We start from the raw sequence: 17,720 nt of genomic DNA on the forward strand, positions 1-17,720 counted from the left end.
GCCTGTACTAGATTCTGTGTAACTGCTCATCACTCATCAATAGACCTCTTCGGAAACTATAGCAGGCGCCATGTAACGTGATCACTTTTGTTAATAAATATTAATTAATATCAATATGTTATTTCTGATTTTCATAATCAACTGATACGGCGCTTGCTATAGCATTCATGTAGGAATGTTGTTAAAAATCTCCTGAACAAGGAGCCCCCATGAAATATGAACAAATAAAGGTATTGGAAGAGGAAAAATTTCGGCGCTTAACCGGAGTTAAACGCAGTACATTTGAAAAGATGATAAAGATATTGAATGAAGCAGATAAATGTAAGCAAGGGAAAGGAGGTCGGAAACCCAAGCTGGGTTTAGAAGATCGCTTATTAATGGCCCTTGAGTATCTACGGGAATATCGCACTTATTTTCATGTTAGCCGAAGCGATGGGGTGAGTGAGAGCACCTGCTATGAAACGATTAAATGGATAGAAAATACGCTAATAAAGCATCCTGATTTTGCACTCCCTGGACGCAAAGCTTTATTAAAAAGTGATAGGGAGTATGAGCTCGTTCTTATTGATGCCACAGAAACGCCGATTGAACGTCCCAAAAAAAACAAAAGCAGTTTTACTCAGGAAAAAAGAAACGACCCACCTTAAAAACCCAAGTGATCGTCGATAAAAAAAGCAAAGCAGTCATCTGTACAAGCTTTACTCATGGGAGGCGTCATGATTTTAGGTTGTTCAAAGAGTCTGGCGTGCGAATACATCCTGAAATCAAAACAGTGACAGATACAGGTTACCAAGGGCTTGGCAAGATCCATTCAAACTCGGCGTTGCCTAAGAAAAAGACAAAGAAAAATCCCTTAACACAAGAAGATAAACGCAACAATCGTGAGTTATCAAGCCAGCGTGTATTAAACGAAAATGTCATTGGTATGATTAAACGATTTAAAATCGTATCAGATCGTTATCGAAACAGGCGAAAACGGTTTGGATTACGATTTAATCTGATTGCAGCAATTTATAACATGGAAATTAGATAAATCAGAGTTTCCGAAGAGGTCTAATGGAAAAATTGGCAAAAGCTGCTGAGTTAGCCATGCATAAAAAACATTGCCGTCAAATAACCCGATATTTAATAGAGCATTAAAGCGCAAAATATTTGCACATGATAGGTCAGCATTGAAAGTGATTTACCTGGCGATAGAATGTGCATCAGAAAAGTGGACGATGCCAGTACAAAACTGGCGTCAGACTCTAAACCGCTTTATGATTGAATACCCAGAACGGTTATCCGAATATTTATGAGCGATGGGCAGTTAGTCGGATAAGAGAGCAGCATTTCCGCTGCCCCCTCTCCTCAGATCCGTGCATGCATCTTTCGATGCACCCGGCTCAAGCTCTCATACAGCCTAATTCATTAGACCTGGCAATCTTTAGCAGTGATGGATACCTGCGTACCCGTTTTGTGATTGCGCACATTAAATCCTAGAAAGTCAAACCCATGAGTGATCGAGGTGATCGCTGTCTTTTCTTTCGATAAAGTGAGTCCTCTTTCGAACAAGAATGCCGTTACTGCCGGTTTGATGGTATTTTCCAGTTGTTCTTTCGAGCTTCCGGTAATAATAAAATCATCGGCGTACCTGATCATATGCACCTTATCAGCGGGTTTCGTGATAGATTTCAGCATCGATTCCATACCGTCCAGTACACCATGGCCAGACAAGGAGAAATTACTCCGCAAACAATCTGGCAAACTTCTGCCATATGTTTTGTCTGATCCTGCTTCCAGGCTGGTATCATTCCCGGGATTCACCCGAAAAACCACCACAATTTCATCACGATAAATTTCTATCCGTTTCACCAGCGCACGCAGAATTTCTCGCTTCATCAGAAAATCGTCCGTACTCAGGCGTTCCGTGACCGCAGCAGCAAAATCCTCCACCCGGTTAACCAGTAGCAGCAACTCATGCTGGTTCTCTGTGGCCTGTTTCACCTTCACTCTCTGGCGCGCAAGTTCCGCCAGCCTGAGCGTCATCACTCTGATCCGTGGTTTCAAAGTCTGTTTTGCCAATCAGCCCTTCGGCAAAACTATCAATCAATCGGGACCGCCCCACGTTTAGCTGATTTTCTTGCTTTTTCAGACGCTCAGCATCTGCGGTCTGTCCACTGTGCTCTGACGCCTGCGTTAGACGCTGCTCATATTCTTTTTTCAGCCGTTCCGGCTCAGACAGCAGCGCAATGACCTGTGCCCAGACCGTTTCATTCAGCATGGATGTCCTGACCTGTTTATTGTCACACACCCGAATGCCCCCAAAGCGGTAAGCATCCGTCCCAGTACAGTGGTAATAAGAATACTGCGCCCCCCTTTTGCCGCAGATTTACTGACTTTTTTGCCATAATACGCATAGCGACAGTGGCCGCACACAGTCAGCCCCTGTAAGAGATAAGCGGCTTCCCGGCGCCCCTGTCGTGCATGTCGGCGGTTTTCTTCCAGCTGTTCGTTGACCGTCAAGAAAAGAGCGCTGTTGATGATGGCAGGCACAGGGATCCCGATGCCGTCATCCGGCTTACTTCGTATTACTGAATAACCGTTCTTGAGGATATCTGCACTGTTGCGCGCTGCTCTCACCCGGGGACGGGGGGCGCAGTTTTTCGTTTTTCCGAACACAGCAAGTCCTTTGTAAGCGGGGTTCTTTAACATGCCCCATACCGTACTGCGGTCCCAGCCGGGTTTGCCGGTGGCGCTTTCTATGCCTTTCTCAGCCAGACGTCTGACCACACCGCCTAGACTCAGGCGCTCTATGCCAGCCCAACTAAATATCTTCCTGACCACGGAGGCTTCATGAAGGTTGACAATATACTGTGCGGGTGTCCCGTCCGGCTGCCTGCGGATATACCGATAACCGTAAGGTGCACCGGAAAGGACACCGACATTACCACAGCGTGCACCGTGAAGCTTACCACGCCGGTTGCGCTCCATAATCTTTGCCCGCTCATATTCAGCAAACATCCCCTGCATCTGCAGAAGCATCATGTCTTCCGGCGTGTCGCCGGGGGTGTGACAGATAAAGATAACCTCCACGCCGTAGGCGCTGAACTCTTCCATCAGCAGAGCCTGATAGGCGTATTTACGGTCTAGCCTGTCGGGCGACAGGATGTACAGGCATTCAATATCGCCTGCCGCCGCGTAGTCCCTCAGGCGCTCTAGTTGCGGGCGGATAAGTGTAGCACCGCTGACACCATCATCGATAAAGAGCATGGCGTCAGGCAACACGTGGCCGTCCTCACGGATGCGGTCCTTGATTGCTGCAAGCTGACTGCCGATGGTGCCATTTTTTACCTGTTGCCCGGAAGAAACGCGGGCGTAGAGTGCGACCAGTGCCTTGTTCATAACATTTTGCTCCGTCTAGCGGTTGAGCGGGCAGGAGCCCGGTGAGGTTTGGCCTGGGCCTGGTCGTGAGGGGTAAGCACGTGGTGGTTAACGGGAGTCAGCTGTTCATAAACATCCGTCAGCTGGTCGTCAGAAAACCGGCTGGGCTCGAAAGTGATACATACGTGTTGTGAAAATGGCTTCGGTTTCATTGCTGAGGGTCACTCCGTGTGCCGTTATCAGTCTCAATAACGAGGGAAAACTCAGTGATGCTCCCATCCGGATGACCAGACTTGAGGCAGCGCCGGTGAAAACGCAGGCCCCAGCTTACGCGAAAGTTTGCACTATTGTTTGCGGAGTAGCATCAGCTATTTTAGGTACACTTAGCTTTGTGCAAAGAATTGGAGAAACACGAGAACAGGCACGGGCCGCCAAAGTAAACGTTGTTCAGGCGCTAGTAACATTGTTAAAAGGCGTGGTGTTATTTCATGGCAAAGTTACTAAAGTGGATCAACGCATTGAAGGGGGATTTACTTGCGGCATTGCCTATTTTACCGGTGTTGGAACAGACAAAGGAAAAACATTCGAAATATCCTTTCGAAACGAATATCTGTTAGTACAAAGTGAAGAGTGTCCCTTATGTATCACTCCCGACCTAATTATTGTGTTGGATGAAGAGACTGGGATGCCTATTCTCACCGAATGGTTAAGATACGGGGCACGCGTCGTAACATTGGGTGTCCCAGCTAATAAAAAATGGCGTACGTCAGCTGGGATAGAATTGGCTGGACCACGCGCCTTTAATTACAATACTGATTTCATCCCAGTTGAAAAGCTGGTCGCCTCTCATCCGCCCTTTTAGAGATTCTAGCGCTGAGAGCTTCACCCCTCATAAAAAAATGCTCTCTAATGTTCGCAGTATCAAAGCCTTTGTATGCGATAATAACTCAGTGCTTTTGTCACGGTTGCTGGCAAGGTATGAAGCAAACGGTAATAACCAGGGTCTGGCTTTGATTAGATAGGTATCACCGGTGGCATGGCAGCATACACTGTTGAACGGCCAGTACACTTTCCACAGTGAAGGGAAAGAAATCGACCTGGATGCAATGATTGAGGGACTTAAACTGGGGTAACGGAAAAATCTGGGACTCCGGCGTAGAATCCCTAGTTGCAAGCATCATTTACTTGGACTATAAACGGTGTTAGCTGCAAAACGCAAAGTTCGTCGCGTCACGCTTTAAACAAATAACATACTCAAAATTTGGCAACAAAAGGCCAAAAGGGGGTTCCTGGCCTTCATTGCATATTTTGTTTTCTGTATTAAACAGCCTGATCTCACTCTATTTTCAGCCAGGTGGGATGACAGCAAGGATTCGTTAATTTTTGGCAATAAGCCTAAAAGTTATATCTAATCATCATCAAGCACTGAGGTTCGGGTTCCCAAACGCAGTCCTACTACAGCTGAATAGGATTATACCGAACCTTTTTATGCTCTCCCTATTGAATCCGCTTACGGGCTACATCATAGACTTTTTCGTCTTCCCGCTTGCCAACGGCAAGAACCAAAATCACAATCTCTTCATCAATCACCTGATAAATTAGACGAAATTCCGAGGAGCGTAGCTTGATTTTAAAACAACCTGCCAGATCTCCGTGTAAACATGCAGATTCAATGTAAGGATTTTCCTGTAGCTTCCGCAGCTTTTTTTTAAACTGCTCACAAATGGCTTTATCGAGCTTCAGCCACTCCTTTAACGCCCGTTCGTCAAAGTCGATATTAAAGATCATCAAGGTTTACCCTGATACGTCTGGCGGGGTTTTTCAGGCGTTCACGGACTACCTCCAGAATATCAGCGTCTTCATCTTCTTCACTTACCATCACGGATACCTCAGAAAATGGCAGCTTTTCATTCTCTGCGACATAGCGCAAAAACAGGCGCAGGGCATCAGACGGTGACAAATTCAGTTTTTCAAATGTCTGATACGCATTTTTTTTCAGCTCTTCATCCACACGGATCTGAATGGTACTCATTGGAGTAACTCATGTAGTTATGTTTGTAATGCAGTATAAAGTATTACAATTGTAGAGCAATCGTTTTTACAAGATCTGTGTCAATATGCGCTATTTTCAACCTATTATAAAGTATACCATTTGATAGCCTTGTAAAAGACCTATCAAAAATACTATCATAAATAATTAATCAAAACCTTTAAAGAGATTTGATAGCTTATGTCGATAGTTGGCTACGCCCGCGTCAGCTCCACCGGTCAGAGTTTGGATATTCAATTAGAAAAATTAACCCAGGCAAAATGTAATCGTATTTATCAGGAAAAACACAGTGGTCGCACCGCAGCCCGCCCTGAATTTCAGGCCTGTATGAATTATCTCCGCGAAAAGGACACGTTGATTATTCCCGGCTTGATCGTTTGGCACGCTCAGTGGTTCATTTAGCACAACTTGCAAAGCGTTTTGAGCGTGAAAAAATCGATTTGTTGGTGTTGGATCAGAATATTGATACGCGCACCTCTACAGGTCGTCTGATGTTCAATATGCTGGCTTCTATTGCTGAGTTTGAGAATGACCTGCGAACGGAGCAGCAAATGGAAGGAATAGCGAAAGCTAAAGAGAATGGAGTGAAGTTCGGCAGACCCGCCAAATTGACGGAAGCCAAAAAGAAGGATATTTACTCACGGCGGTTGGCGGGGTCTACCATCGGTCAACTGGCTAAGGCGTTCAGTCTTGGGGAGGCTACCATCTATCGGGCATTAAGTTCAGTAAAACAGTCAGATACGCCTCCTGAAGTCAAGACGGCGCTGTCAGATTCAGATCATTCGGCTTGCAAAGACGTCTAAGATGATGCATGGTGTCATCATATTTGAATCGGAGGTCTTTTATGAGAACCACTGTCACTATTGACGATGCCCTTTACGAAAAAGCGTTAGAGATGTCCCACATTAAAGCCAGTATGGCAGAGAGGATGGCCGGTGTCAGAAGCGCCGTCAGGCCAGAAAGCCATCTGCAAAACCCGGCGGTGAGCGGTCAGCCGATGACACCGCAACGTTATCTGCCCGCACAGGCGCTACAGCATTACCCCTCCTCAGCAGGGTCACAAGCGGCAGTAGACAGAGAGATCAGCGCACAATTAAACCGGAAAATCGCACGCTATGGCCAGGAAAAGATCCCGGGCGAGACGCTGTTTTACTTGCTAACCCGTGGGGGGATTAGCGGGAGTAGCCCGGTGGGGTTACCCTCTTCTGATGGGAGAATACATTGGAAAACGGGCGCCGAACGTCGCATGGCACGGTGATCGGCCGTGCCCCCTATGACCAGGCTAACCTCATCCCTGTCGCCAAAGAAGCAATACAGGTTGACGACCCCACCGCCCATTTTTTGGATCAGCAAGCCCGCGTGATCCAATACAGTTTTGTTGGCCAAAACAGGCCGCCAGAATCAGGCGGTCCCGGTGCCCTCTGGTTTGCTAAAGGGTTGTTCACGGTGATTCCCGATGAGTCGTGGCCAGACCACTACTCACAAAGTGATATGGTACTTTCCGCTGCCGATATTAAAACTCACACCGGCTGGACAGAAACAAAAAGGGCGGAATTTCAACAAGACCGTCCGCTCATCACCCGAGGTGCCTTGGTGGCGGTTGATGTCTATGCGCCCGGCTCAACCCTCGCCATGCCGATTGAAGCACAGACCCGGCTGAGTGGCGATTTTGATGGCGATCGCGTGTTTGTGATGGATGACGGCTATGAGCAAGTCTATCAACAGGTTAAAGCCTATGAGAATCAACATAAAGCGGATCTCGTTCGCGTAGAAAAGCCCGCGAAAACGCAGTCGTCAGCGCTTGATGCTGAGGGTCATTGCCTGTTTGGTCGTGGACAACAGATAAATGCAACAAAACAGCAGGTACTCGAACGCCTTTCTGGGTTACAAAATGTTTTTTTGGCCTTGAGTCATCGCCAAAGAGAGCAGGTGGCTAGCGCAACACTTGATGCCTTGCGCGCAAAACGTCCGCAAGATATCGCGGTTTTGCCCGTGGGAAGTACCACCAATGACGTATTGCATTTCTTCAGTCGCGGCATTAAAGCGGGCACCGATGCCTATAAATCAGCGACAGACATTCGCTTTTTTTATGACTGCTTGCCCATCATACAACGCACATTTTCCCAAAATCAGGTGCTGATGAGCGTCCCCTATACCAAATCTCTAGCGCGCCTGATGGCTAAAAGAGACGTCGATATCGAGAGAATCGAAAAAAGCCTGGAGAATAATCCCACTCTGGCCGCTGAGATTATGCGTGTTGCCCTGGCAACCCTGAAAACAACAGAGCACCTTGCGCCCTATCAGAATGGAATAACGCCGCCTGATCCAGCGGCGTTGAATACCTACTTTCGGCATTTAAGCACCCTTGATGTCGTCAGACGAGAGGATGTTCACCGTTGGCGCTTGCCCGCCATTGACCTTTTTCCTGTTGACGCAACAACGACAGTGGTGAGCACAGAGAGAAAAAGTCGGATTATCATCGTGTTGGAAAATGACGCTGAAAGCTTGCGCTCCGCCATGGCACTGGCGGCGAAGTATCCGAATGAATGCTGGGTATATCAGCGTGATCGGCAAGGCACCCTGCGTAAGATTTTCGGGGAGGCCGCCACATTGAGCGGCGAGCTGGTTTTGTCATTGGTGGGGCATGGGCGCGGTGGTAACGATAATGCTCACAATAATACCACCCTGGCAGGCTACAGTGCGAGCGAGTTGGCGGCAGTCACTCAGCAAATACATCAAGATCTGAGCGAACAACATGTTGTCCATGGCCCGATCGATAAACTGATTTTAGCGGGCTGTGCGTTGGTGAACGACGATCAAACCGGCGGCTTTTTATTTGATATGGCGCAAGAATTACTCAAGCTTAGGATTAGCCCCCGTAAACTGGTTGGGTATTCCGCTGAAATCGGTATCAGTGGGGCGGAGAGTGACGCGGGGATGGGCCATCGCCACCAGGTGTCTCAGGGTGTTGCCGGTGAACCGGCGCGCCAGGTGCGGGTGGGCTTGCAGCTGGATGAAACTGGTACGCGTTATCTCGATGTTGAAGCCGCGGATAAAAAGTTAATTGAACGCGTGGACGGGGCGCGGGAGCAAGTAGCACTCGTTCGCCTCAAGCGCGAGGTGAATTCAGAAATAGGAAAGATAAGAAGCGTAGCGGGAATAGAGTATCGATTTAAAGGATTTGGAGAAACAGTCGAGGGTAAACCTGAGCTTATTTTTGTTGCTGAACGCACGGGAGAAGAAAAGCGCTTCTCTAGCGAGAGCGAGGTGTTCGTTAGCATGCAAAATAAAATGCGGCAACTCGAACCCGACATTGAACAGGTGGAGGGCGTCAGCACCATGAATGCGGCCTTTTTGGCGCTCAACCTGTTGTCTCGCCAGGGAGAACAAGCTCAATCACCCTGGAAAAAGTTCGTCGACCTCGCCAATTTAGGCGTCATTCTGCATGGAATGGCGCAGGATGTGAATCATCTGGTTAACACAGTCAATACCTTAATGGGCGCCGGCACCAAAGCCGAAGGCCTGTTATCCCGGCTGCTCGGTGGTGCGCCTTTCACCCATGCCGGCAGTGCGGTCAATGTCGCCGTGGATATCCTCAATTTTGTTGACGCCATTAACGATCTCAACGCCATCCCCCTCGGGGCGCAAAAAGATTTTGCGCTTGCGCGCGTCGCATTAACCAGCACACAATTGACGGTAGATGGGTCGCTGGCGATATTGCCTGTCATTGCGACCCTTGCCCCTGCCACGGCACAGGCGATTACCAGTGTCATCGGCGTCGCGGGCCCGCTGAGTGTCGTGTTTGCGGGGCTGATGATGGGGAGCAACGGGTTGCTGGAGGCTATCGCGTTTAATAATTCCCATTACCAGGTTGAATTGGATGATATTGTGGCGCCTTTTCGTCATTCAAAAAACAAAACCGACATCACGCCCACGGGTATTGCGCAAGTGAGTGACGATAAGCAAGGTGTCTATTTTGAACCTTACGTTCCGATCATATACGATCCAGATAAACGGGGAGACCCTGTCAGTACAGGTGGCGGATATCGGCATTCCTCGCTTTAATGCGGCGACTCGCGCGCATTCGACAACCTACGCTGAGTCGCTGAGTGCCTATCGGGCGCTGGGTTTTACGCTTTCCCCGACACCACAACATGAGAAGCTGAAATCGACACAGTACTTGCTCTTGCCCGCCGCGTTGAAGGGGCATTACACTTTTATGCATGATACCGGGGCTGACGGGCGCTTAGCAGGCAAGGCGATCTTTAATAGATTCGGCGCGTATTATCACGCCTCGGATAACGGTGTTTTTGAGATCAGCGGTGACCATGCCCCCAACCATGTGGTCTTCCACCCGCTCGCCACGGAATACGTGATAGAACTGGATCAAGGTGAACGTATTTTTGCTTTTCAATCTCCCCAGGAGTTTACTCATATTGAGGGCGATGATCATGAGGGGCTCCACAGTGGCAGATTACCCACGCCGATGATAGATGCGCAACACGCTCACCTTTTGACCTATCGATTTAAAGGCGCCGGGGGCACGACCCGGATTGATGTTTTTGATGATCAAAGGCAGATCATCATTGAACCCCATAAAGACCCGGTACAACGGAAAAAAGAACACTGGATAGTCGATATCACCCCGGATGCCCTTGACGCGAGGGTCAACAGAGAAAAAGCCTGGTTAGCTTTACGTGAAAGGACCGCGATAGCCTACGGTGATGCTCTCCTGGTATTACTGAATATGGGGATTGATCAGGCGGAGGTGAAAAAGATACACGATCAATTGGTCGATCGTATTCGAAGTAAAGCACAGATGTCAGCGGAGGAAATGGCGCTATTGGCACTACTCCCATTGGGTTTTGGTGTTTATACATTGATCCAGTCACAAGCTGATCTGTTAAGCGACGCGAAGACGCCAGTAAATCTGAGTGATTTATTGGCCGTCGCCGCGCCCTTTATCCAAAAATTAAACGATCGCGATCAGACGACGGGTACCACGTTACAACAGCGCCATATCGCGCAACTCAGGTTAGAACAACGGGACGGGGGATGGGATCTACAATTAACGAATAATAAAAAGGTGCGGATTGACGGTGACCTGCCGGGCGATATGGGGTTGCGGATGCGCCTCGCCGCGCTACCGGGGGTAACAGTGACCTTCACACTCCAAAAACAGGGAGAGGAAACGCCTAAGTTTTCTATCGGACTGGAAGCGGAAAATAAGGACGCGTTATTGGGTGATAACCTCACCACCGCCGTGACGTTTATCCGCGAAAAATTCAGCGATCGGACGCGATTTGTGGTTGATGACACTGTGTCTGTCACGCTCCCACTGACCCCCGATCAGCTGCCGGCAAAAGGATGGTTAAATTTAACCACCGTGCGTTGGCAAGTGATCCAGGTGGAGCAACCCTACCTTTATTGCAGTAACGGCACCGCGGTGGACACTATCGAATTACTGGGCATCAGCTGTATCGCGCGTATCAAGTATGATCAGGACTTGAAACAACCCTATGTGGCCGCTATCGTACACCCCAGAGATAACCTTAAAACCAGTGTGTCCTACCGCTATTACCCGCATTTGCCCGCCGGGCAGCGCTATCAGCAAATAGAGGTGATCGCTTTCAATGAAAGCGCGGATCAGGAAACACAACCCTTAACACAGCTCATCGGGGCGATCTATCCGCATACCTCGCAAGCGATTATCCGCGTCAATTCTCACACAGCAGCATTAGGCGCCGAGTATGCCTGGGATGGCCGTCAACCCTTTTTCAAAAAAATAGCGTGGGAGCAGGATAACTATCACTTTATTGCTGAACGCCATGACAGTGTCAGCCCCTCGACACTGATGGTGATAGCCAATCCTTCGGTGTCGCCGACGGAATGGGCTATTCACCGCCTTGGCGCTGATTTTGCAGTAAAGTACCGGAATGCATTATCTTCTATCACCCTGTTACTGCAAGATAATACCACCAGGATTAATTTATGGGGTTTTCCCGCGATCCCGATAAACGTGTTTGCGAATGTGGAGGCAAAAATCATCAATCCCCTGCCCGGCAGCACCTTTTTTTTACACAGCACTGAACTACCCGGTGTGACCTTTAAGCTGAGCAGCTTGCCACCGTCCAATGAACAGTGTCTTAGATGGGGTCTGTCGTTATATGCAAAAGATAACGCGGCAGTAGAGGGGGAGAACAGGGCAGAAATCCTGCGTATCTTGCGTCATCACGCAAATAACGCCGTTTTTCCCTGGGTAGTGGATCCCGCTGTTCCCTTGTCGATAGGCAACCATCCCGACGGCGAGGCAGAGGGGGTATTTGAGTTACCCCCGCGGTTAGTCAGTTCAGAGACACCTGCCGCGGCGATCGGTGAAATACCGGACGATAGCGCCGGCATGAGAGAGGCCATGAGCACTTTCGAGGGAGGAGAAAGAGAAGAGAGTCCAGGCGCAAGAAATGAGGCTCACTTGCCCGCGCCGCGCATCCTCAGCGGCCCCGGCAGATCAGTGGCCTTGGCAAACTTTTGATGTTAATGACATGGCGCGCATCGAAAAAAAGACACTTTATGTCATGTTATTTACTCTGTTCTTATAAAAAATGATTGTTCTCTATTTCTACTTATATTTTATTTATAATACCTGCTGAAAAATTTAATTATTAAAAATGAAAAATATTTTTCCGCTTGATAACATAAAATAAATGGAGCAATTATTTAATATCGCTCACGCAATGACATCATTTATACCCACAGCCCTTCACGTTGCCGCCAGGGTGTGAGACCGATCTGTTTGCGTCAAGATATAAGGATCCGTGTTTTCAAATAAATTGGGACACTCCACTTGCAGACGACTGAGACATTGCCGAGGGGATAACACCCCTATCGTCAAATAGGGCTCCGTTTGGGCAACGGAAAATATTGTACGTTAAGACTATATTTTTACCTTTTTCATGCAGTGGTAATATGAGAATCCTAGTTAATCATCAGGATAAGGTAATGAGAGCCAGCATTCGGGAAAAGATAGTGAAAGTATGCGAAGCCAAGATTGCAGCTAAAGGGATAATGTTGGCGTGTCATTTTATGCTTTTTTTGCCAACAAAAATGATGATCCGGAATTACTCATGGAAGTAGCCCATTGGTGGATCATGGAGATGAAACTAGATCACTTTGAAAAAGCCAGAAAAATCATATCTCTTGTATGACTTAATCAACTTCTGATTTATTCTGCCGGTATAGTGCCTGGATGCGACAAACCTGGGAAGCACTGTAGCCTGTAGCTTCTGTCGTTTCACGGATGCTCAATTTTTTTACCTGCCGGTAGTACATTACTTTCTGATGTCGTTCGCCGTCAGCTTGCTTGCCCCGATATTTACCCAGTGTATGTGCCCGCTCAATTCCTTGCTTCTGACGCTGCCGACGGCTCAGCCAGTCCTTGTGTGACATCGCAGCCATCAGGTCGATCAACATATTATTGATGGCGGTAATAACAGCACGGGTGATGGGGTCGTTCTGCGAGGATTCCTTATCTGATAGCGCATGCCATGAGGTGGGAACATCCAGGCTGACAATCCGCAACTCGTGCTGCTCAATCTGTTTTTTCAGTGTCATCCAGTCGCTGTTGCTCAGGCGAGTCAGACGGTCTATCTGCTCGACCAGTAAAATATCATTGTGGTGACTGTCCATCAGTAATCGTCCCAGCTCCGGCCTGTCGAGTTTTGTACCGCTGACGTTCTCCCGATAGTAGCTGGCGATTTTATGACCCCGCTCCTGAACGAACTGCTCCAGCATCTCTTTTGCCCGATCGGCATACTGCTCTTCCGTCGATGCTCTCAAATAAGCTCTGATGAACATTTTTTCACCGCATTATCGCATTTAGGTTATTGCACTTATTCTATCGCATAGAGGTTATTTCATTAAGTGTGTGACGTCACGTTTTGGTTATGGTGTCAGGGTGTACCCTTATGCGATAAACATTTACATGAAAATAACCGCGCTAAAATAATTTATAAAGGAAACGCTATGCCAAGGAGACAAATTCTTTCGCAGGCCGAAAGAGAATCATTACTGGCGTTGCCTGAAGATGAGTTAACACTGAACCGAATGGCTTATTTCAGCGAACAGGATTTAGCGCTTGTTAATGCACACCGAAAACCTGCCAGTCAATTTGGCTTCGCCGTCCTTCTTTGTTATCTGAAGAATATCGGATTTATTCCGGACAAAAAATCGTCACCATCCGCAGCGCTGTTGAAAATAATCACCTCCCGCCTCAAACTTTCAGCAGAATTCTGGCAGGAATATATTTCAGGTCGCGCCACCACCCGGCGTGAACACCTGAGTGAAATTTATCGTTATCTGAAACTGACCGCCTTTAATGGCCAGATCCAGAAAGAATGCATTCAGCACCTGCTTCCTCAGGCAACCATGACGGATCGGGGCATACTCCTTGCTGAAGCGCTGTTGAGACATTTGCATCAGCGGCGAATTATTGTTCCTGGCATTGATGTTGTGGAACGCACCTGTGCAGAAGCGATGACGCTGGGTGATAAAGCCGTTTATACCACGCTGAATGCGCAGCTTACCCCACAGCAAAAATCAGCACTTGATACGCTACTGGTTACCACCGAAAAACAAATTTCCCGTCTGACATGGTTGCTGCAGCCTCCGGGGAAAATCAACGGTAAGAATGTGCTGCAACATATAGATCGCCTTAACGCCATTGACGCTCTGGCGCTACCGGATGGCGTTGAGAGGAATGTTCACCAGAACCGGCTGCTGAAACTGGCACGGGAAGGGCGCAAAATGAGCAGCCGCGATTTAGCTGATTTTTCCTCATTACGTCGATATGCGACGATGGTTTGTGTGCTGACGGAGGCCAAAGCAACAATCATTGATGAAATTATAGAACTGCATGAACGTATTCTGGGCAGTATGTTCAGTCGAGCAAAACGGCAACAGGCCGAACGCCTTCAGAAAACTGGGAAACTGATACAGCAGAAATTACGCCAGTATGTTTCTGTCGGTCAGGCTATTCTGGATGCACGTGACGCAGGCGAAGATCCTCTGTCTGCAATTGAACATGTATTACCGTGGGAGGATTTTGCCGCCAGCCTGGAGGAGACCAGGCTCCTTGCCCGGAAAGATAATTTCGAACCACTTCATCTCATTACCGAAAAATTCAGTACGTTGCGCAAATATTCTCCCCGGTTGTTATCCGCCCTGCAACTGAGAGCCACTGCGGCAGCCTTACCACTCAGTGATGCCCTCGATACTATTCGTGAAATGTATCGAAAGCAGCTACGGAAGGTTCCCCCATCAGCGCCACTAGATTTTATCCCTGAGAGCTGGAAAAAGATGGTGATCACCCCCACTGGTATTGACCGCCAATATTACGAAATCTGTGCGATGAATGAACTCAAAGGGGCTTTACGGGCTGGTGATATCTGGGTCAGAGGCTCCCGTCGTTACAAAAACTTTGATGATTATCTTATTCCGACTCACGATTTTGAAAAGTTATTAAATCATAACCCGTTAAGCATACCTTTTGAAACAGACTGTGGGGCTTATCTCAAGTCCAGGATGCTGCTGCTGGCATCTTGCTTAGAGGAGGTTAACGCTATGGCTGTTACGGGCGATCTGCCTGATGTTGAGATCTCTGATAAAGGCGTAAAGATTACGCCGCTGGATAACTGTGTTCCCGCAACAATATCACCGCTTGCCGATCTGATTTACAGCATGTTACCGCATCCAAAAATTACAGAAATACTGGATGAAGTTGAGCGATGGACAGCTTTCACGCGCCATTTTACGCATCTGAAGAACCCTCTTACCCACCCGGAAGATAATCGCCTTCTTCTCACCACAATCCTGGCGGACGGCATTAATCTGGGACTCACAAAAATGGCCGAATCCTGCCCGGGGACCACACGTTCTTCGCTTGAAAATATGCAGGCATGGTATATCCGCGATGAAACCTATTCTGCTGCGCTGGCCGAACTGGTTAATGCCCAGAAAGCACGTCCACTTGCGGCATTATGGGGGGATGGCTCAACCTCATCTTCTGACGGCCAGAATTTTCGGGTAGGCAGTCATGGCCGCTACGCGGGACAGGTCAACCTGAAGTACGGCCAGGAGCCAGGCGTACAGTTTTATACACATATTTCTGACCAGTACAGCCCGTTTTACACCAAAGTGATCAGCCGCGTGCGTGACTCCACCCACGTACTTGATGGCCTGCTCTATCACGAAAGTGATCTCGAAATTACTGAGCATTACACTGACACGGCGGGTTTCACGGAGCATGTTTTCGCACTGATGCATCTGCTGAGGTTCGCTTTTGCGCCAAGGATCCGGGATCTTCATGACAAGCGACTGTTCATTCAGGGAAAGGCGGAAAAATACCCTGCGCTACAATCAATCATTTCCACAACACCACTGAACATTAAAGAGATAAAAACTCACTGGCACGAGATACTGAGGCTGGCCACCTCAATAAAACAAGGAACGGTCACCGCTTCGTTAATGTTGAAAAAACTGGCCAGTTATCCTAAGCAGAATGGGCTTGCCAAAGCTTTGAGGGAAATTGGGCGCATTGAGCGGACACTGTTTATGCTGGACTGGTTCCGCGATCCTGCATTGCACCGCAGGGTTCAGTCCGGACTGAACAAGGGAGAAGCCAGGAATGCGCTTGCCAGAGCAGTCTTCATGCATCGTCTTGGCGAAATAAGGGATCGTGGTCTGGAAAACCAGAGTTACCGCGCCAGCGGACTGACGTTGATTACGGCCGCGATCACGTTGTGGAATACGGTATATATAGAAAATGCCATTAATCTGCTGAAACGAAAAGGTGTTCAGCTCAACGAGCAATTGCTGACACACCTGTCACCGCTGGGCTGGGAGCATATTAATCTGACGGGAGACTATATCTGGCGAAACAATAAAAAGCTGGCAGCAGGCAAGTATCGACCTCTGCCGCCAGTTGATGTCAGTCAGTACAAAAAATCATCTTAACGTACAATAGACCTCTTCGGAAACTATAGCAGGCGCCATGTAACGTGATCACTTTTGTTAATAAATATTAATTAATATCAATATGTTATTTCTAATTTTCATAATCAACTGATACGGCGCCTGCTATAGCATTCATGTAGGAATGTTGTTAAAAATCTCCTGAACAAGGAGCCCCCATGAAATATGAACAAATAAAGGTATTGGAAGAGGAAAAATTTCGGCGCTTAACCGGAGTTAAACGCAGTACATTTGAAAAGATGATAAAGATATTGAATGAAGCAGATAAATGTAAGCAAGAGAAAGGAGGTCGGAAACCCAAGCTGGGTTTAGAAGATCGCTTATTAATGGCCCTTGAGTATCTACGGGAATATCGCACTTATTTTCATGTTAGCCGAAGCGATGGGGTGAGTGAGAGCACCTGCTATGAAACGATTAAATGGATAGAAAATACGCTAATAAAGCATCCTGATTTTGCACTCCTTGGACGCAAAGCTTTATTAAAAAGTGATAGGGAGTATGAGCTCGTTCTTATTGATGCCACAGAAACGCCGATTGAACGTCCCCAAAAAAACAAAAGCAGTTTTACTCAGGAAAAAAGAAACGACCCACCTTAAAAACCCAAGTGATCGTCGATAAAAAAGCAAAGCAGTCATCTGTACAAGCTTTACTCATGGGAGGCGTCATGATTTTAGGTTGTTCAAAGAGTCTGGCGTGCGAATACATCCTGAAATCAAAACAGTGACAGATACAGGTTACCAAGGGCTTGGCAAGATCCATTCAAACTCGGCGTTGCCTAAGAAAAAGACAAAGAAAAATCCCTTAACAAAAGAAGATAAACGCAACAATCGTGAGTTATCAAGCCAGCGTGTATTAAACGAAAATGTCATTGGTATGATTAAACGATTTAAAATCGTATCAGATCGTTATCGAAACAGGCGAAAACGGTTTGGATTACGATTTAATCTGATTGCAGCAATTTATAACATGGAAATTAGATAAATCAGAGTTTCCGAAGAGGTCTATTGAGTGATCTCCCTTGGTAAACGTTCTAAATCCCGCTCCTTTAGCCAGCCCTCAACTTCATCGGCATACCATCCAGTACGACGAATGCCAATACGAATAGGCTTAGGAAAATCATGTTGTTTCCACATTTCATCAAAGGCACTGTCTGCGGAAATACGTAGAATGGACTTAACTTCTTTCTTCAGTAGTATTTTACGATCTAACATTGACATCTCTCTATTTTCCTTGAGTAAACGGGATGACCAGCGGATATAGATAGGATTGATCTTTTTTT

14 protein-coding genes and 3 pseudogenes are annotated in these 17,720 nt (G+C 47.6%); 10 read left to right on the forward strand and 7 right to left on the reverse strand.

Annotated elements, in window-relative coordinates:
- Window positions 1-209 precede the first annotated feature (209 nt).
- Window positions 210-1,033, forward strand: a protein-coding gene (locus CCS41_RS06905; protein WP_240313873.1) for an IS5 family transposase whose coding sequence is annotated in 2 segments (ribosomal slippage) — window positions 210-597 and window positions 597-1,033 — 825 coding nt in all. Because the reading frame shifts where the segments join, the coding sequence is not laid out codon by codon here.
- A gap of 377 nt (window positions 1,034-1,410) precedes the next feature.
- Here CCS41_RS06905 and CCS41_RS17685 read toward each other — a convergent pair.
- From CCS41_RS17685 to CCS41_RS06920, 3 genes are read right to left on the reverse strand one after another with little or no spacing between them, the layout of a single operon-like run.
- Window positions 1,411-2,028, reverse strand: a complete 618-nt coding sequence (locus tag CCS41_RS17685) for a reverse transcriptase domain-containing protein (RefSeq protein WP_119797424.1) — start codon at window positions 2,026-2,028, stop codon at window positions 1,411-1,413.
- Window positions 1,958-2,263 (reverse strand): hypothetical protein, encoded by a 306-nt coding sequence (locus CCS41_RS06915; RefSeq protein WP_119797425.1) that lies wholly within the window; start codon window positions 2,261-2,263, stop codon window positions 1,958-1,960. Before CCS41_RS06915 ends, CCS41_RS17685 begins: the two co-directional genes overlap by 71 nt.
- Window positions 2,257-3,384, reverse strand: a complete 1,128-nt coding sequence (locus CCS41_RS06920) for a recombinase family protein (protein WP_119797426.1) — start codon at window positions 3,382-3,384, stop codon at window positions 2,257-2,259. Before CCS41_RS06920 ends, CCS41_RS06915 begins: the two co-directional genes overlap by 7 nt.
- A 262-nt stretch (window positions 3,385-3,646) precedes the next feature.
- Between CCS41_RS06920 and CCS41_RS06925 the strand changes: the two genes are divergently transcribed.
- Entirely contained in the window at window positions 3,647-4,225 is a 579-nt protein-coding gene (locus CCS41_RS06925; protein ID WP_240313874.1) for a DUF917 domain-containing protein, read from the forward strand.
- 635 nt (window positions 4,226-4,860) lie between these two features.
- On the opposite strand, the gene CCS41_RS06930 is transcribed toward CCS41_RS06925, so the two are convergent.
- Complete coding sequence (locus CCS41_RS06930) at window positions 4,861-5,151, reverse strand: type II toxin-antitoxin system RelE family toxin (RefSeq protein WP_119797427.1); 291 nt, start codon at window positions 5,149-5,151, stop codon at window positions 4,861-4,863.
- A complete protein-coding gene (locus tag CCS41_RS06935; protein ID WP_119797428.1) occupies window positions 5,141-5,395 on the reverse strand; it encodes a type II toxin-antitoxin system RelB/DinJ family antitoxin in 255 nt (84 codons plus the stop codon). The genes CCS41_RS06930 and CCS41_RS06935 overlap by 11 nt, the downstream gene beginning before the upstream one ends.
- Before the next feature lie 198 nt (window positions 5,396-5,593).
- Here CCS41_RS06935 and CCS41_RS16590 point away from each other — a divergent pair.
- The 6 genes and pseudogenes from CCS41_RS16590 to CCS41_RS16600 all read left to right on the forward strand — a co-directional run.
- Window positions 5,594-5,940, forward strand: a pseudogene (locus tag CCS41_RS16590) (recombinase family protein); the annotation flags it as partial.
- A gap of 24 nt (window positions 5,941-5,964) precedes the next feature.
- The gene (locus CCS41_RS16595) at window positions 5,965-6,216 is read left to right on the forward strand and encodes a helix-turn-helix domain-containing protein (protein WP_240313900.1); all 252 of its coding nucleotides are present in this window, start codon (window positions 5,965-5,967) and stop codon (window positions 6,214-6,216) included.
- 41 nt (window positions 6,217-6,257) lie between these two features.
- Window positions 6,258-6,671 carry a hypothetical protein gene (locus CCS41_RS06945; RefSeq protein WP_119797429.1) on the forward strand — a complete coding sequence of 138 codons (414 nt, stop codon included), beginning with the start codon at window positions 6,258-6,260 and terminating at the stop codon, window positions 6,669-6,671.
- On the forward strand, window positions 6,635-9,478 hold the full coding sequence (locus tag CCS41_RS06950; protein ID WP_162860022.1) for a C80 family cysteine peptidase: 2,844 nt from the start codon (window positions 6,635-6,637) through the stop codon (window positions 9,476-9,478). The genes CCS41_RS06945 and CCS41_RS06950 overlap by 37 nt, the downstream gene beginning before the upstream one ends.
- On the forward strand, window positions 9,390-11,945 hold the full coding sequence (locus CCS41_RS06955; RefSeq protein WP_162860023.1) for a hypothetical protein: 2,556 nt from the start codon (window positions 9,390-9,392) through the stop codon (window positions 11,943-11,945). Before CCS41_RS06950 ends, CCS41_RS06955 begins: the two co-directional genes overlap by 89 nt.
- A 467-nt stretch (window positions 11,946-12,412) precedes the next feature.
- Window positions 12,413-12,618 (forward strand): annotated as a pseudogene (locus CCS41_RS16600) (DUF6500 family protein).
- 1 nt (window position 12,619) lies between these two features.
- On the opposite strand, the gene CCS41_RS06965 reads toward CCS41_RS16600, so the two are convergent.
- The gene (locus CCS41_RS06965; RefSeq protein WP_119797432.1) at window positions 12,620-13,267 is read right to left on the reverse strand and encodes a recombinase family protein; all 648 of its coding nucleotides are present in this window, start codon (window positions 13,265-13,267) and stop codon (window positions 12,620-12,622) included.
- A 168-nt stretch (window positions 13,268-13,435) separates the two neighbouring features.
- On the opposite strand from CCS41_RS06965, the gene CCS41_RS06970 reads away from it, so the two are divergent.
- Both CCS41_RS06970 and CCS41_RS06975 read left to right on the forward strand, forming a co-directional pair.
- On the forward strand, window positions 13,436-16,423 hold the full coding sequence (locus tag CCS41_RS06970) for a Tn3 family transposase (protein WP_119797433.1): 2,988 nt from the start codon (window positions 13,436-13,438) through the stop codon (window positions 16,421-16,423).
- Window positions 16,424-16,599: 176 nt separating this feature from the next.
- Window positions 16,600-17,422, forward strand: a pseudogene (locus CCS41_RS06975) (IS5 family transposase).
- Window positions 17,423-17,442: 20 nt separating this feature from the next.
- Here CCS41_RS06975 and CCS41_RS06980 read toward each other — a convergent pair.
- Complete coding sequence (locus CCS41_RS06980; RefSeq protein ID WP_119797434.1) at window positions 17,443-17,658, reverse strand: helix-turn-helix transcriptional regulator; 216 nt, start codon at window positions 17,656-17,658, stop codon at window positions 17,443-17,445.
- Window positions 17,659-17,720 lie beyond the last annotated feature (62 nt).

This window comes from Candidatus Fukatsuia symbiotica, assembly GCF_003122425.1.
GTDB classification, from domain to species: domain Bacteria; phylum Pseudomonadota; class Gammaproteobacteria; order Enterobacterales; family Enterobacteriaceae; genus Fukatsuia; species Fukatsuia symbiotica.

Coding starts and splice junctions, on each gene's coding strand:
- CCS41_RS16595 (WP_240313900.1), top strand. CDS start 5,965: ATGGAAGGAATAGCGAAAGCTAAAGAGAATGGAGTGAAGTTCGGCAGA.
- CCS41_RS06930 (WP_119797427.1), bottom strand. CDS start 5,151: ATGATCTTTAATATCGACTTTGACGAACGGGCGTTAAAGGAGTGGCTG.
- CCS41_RS06935 (WP_119797428.1), bottom strand. CDS start 5,395: ATGAGTACCATTCAGATCCGTGTGGATGAAGAGCTGAAAAAAAATGCG.
- CCS41_RS06920 (WP_119797426.1), bottom strand. CDS start 3,384: ATGAACAAGGCACTGGTCGCACTCTACGCCCGCGTTTCTTCCGGGCAA.
- CCS41_RS06945 (WP_119797429.1), top strand. CDS start 6,258: ATGAGAACCACTGTCACTATTGACGATGCCCTTTACGAAAAAGCGTTA.
- CCS41_RS06980 (WP_119797434.1), bottom strand. CDS start 17,658: ATGTCAATGTTAGATCGTAAAATACTACTGAAGAAAGAAGTTAAGTCC.
- CCS41_RS06965 (WP_119797432.1), bottom strand. CDS start 13,267: ATGTTCATCAGAGCTTATTTGAGAGCATCGACGGAAGAGCAGTATGCC.
- CCS41_RS17685 (WP_119797424.1), bottom strand. CDS start 2,028: ATGACGCTCAGGCTGGCGGAACTTGCGCGCCAGAGAGTGAAGGTGAAA.
- CCS41_RS06970 (WP_119797433.1), top strand. CDS start 13,436: ATGCCAAGGAGACAAATTCTTTCGCAGGCCGAAAGAGAATCATTACTG.
- CCS41_RS06925 (WP_240313874.1), top strand. CDS start 3,647: ATGACCAGACTTGAGGCAGCGCCGGTGAAAACGCAGGCCCCAGCTTAC.
- CCS41_RS06915 (WP_119797425.1), bottom strand. CDS start 2,263: ATGCTGAATGAAACGGTCTGGGCACAGGTCATTGCGCTGCTGTCTGAG.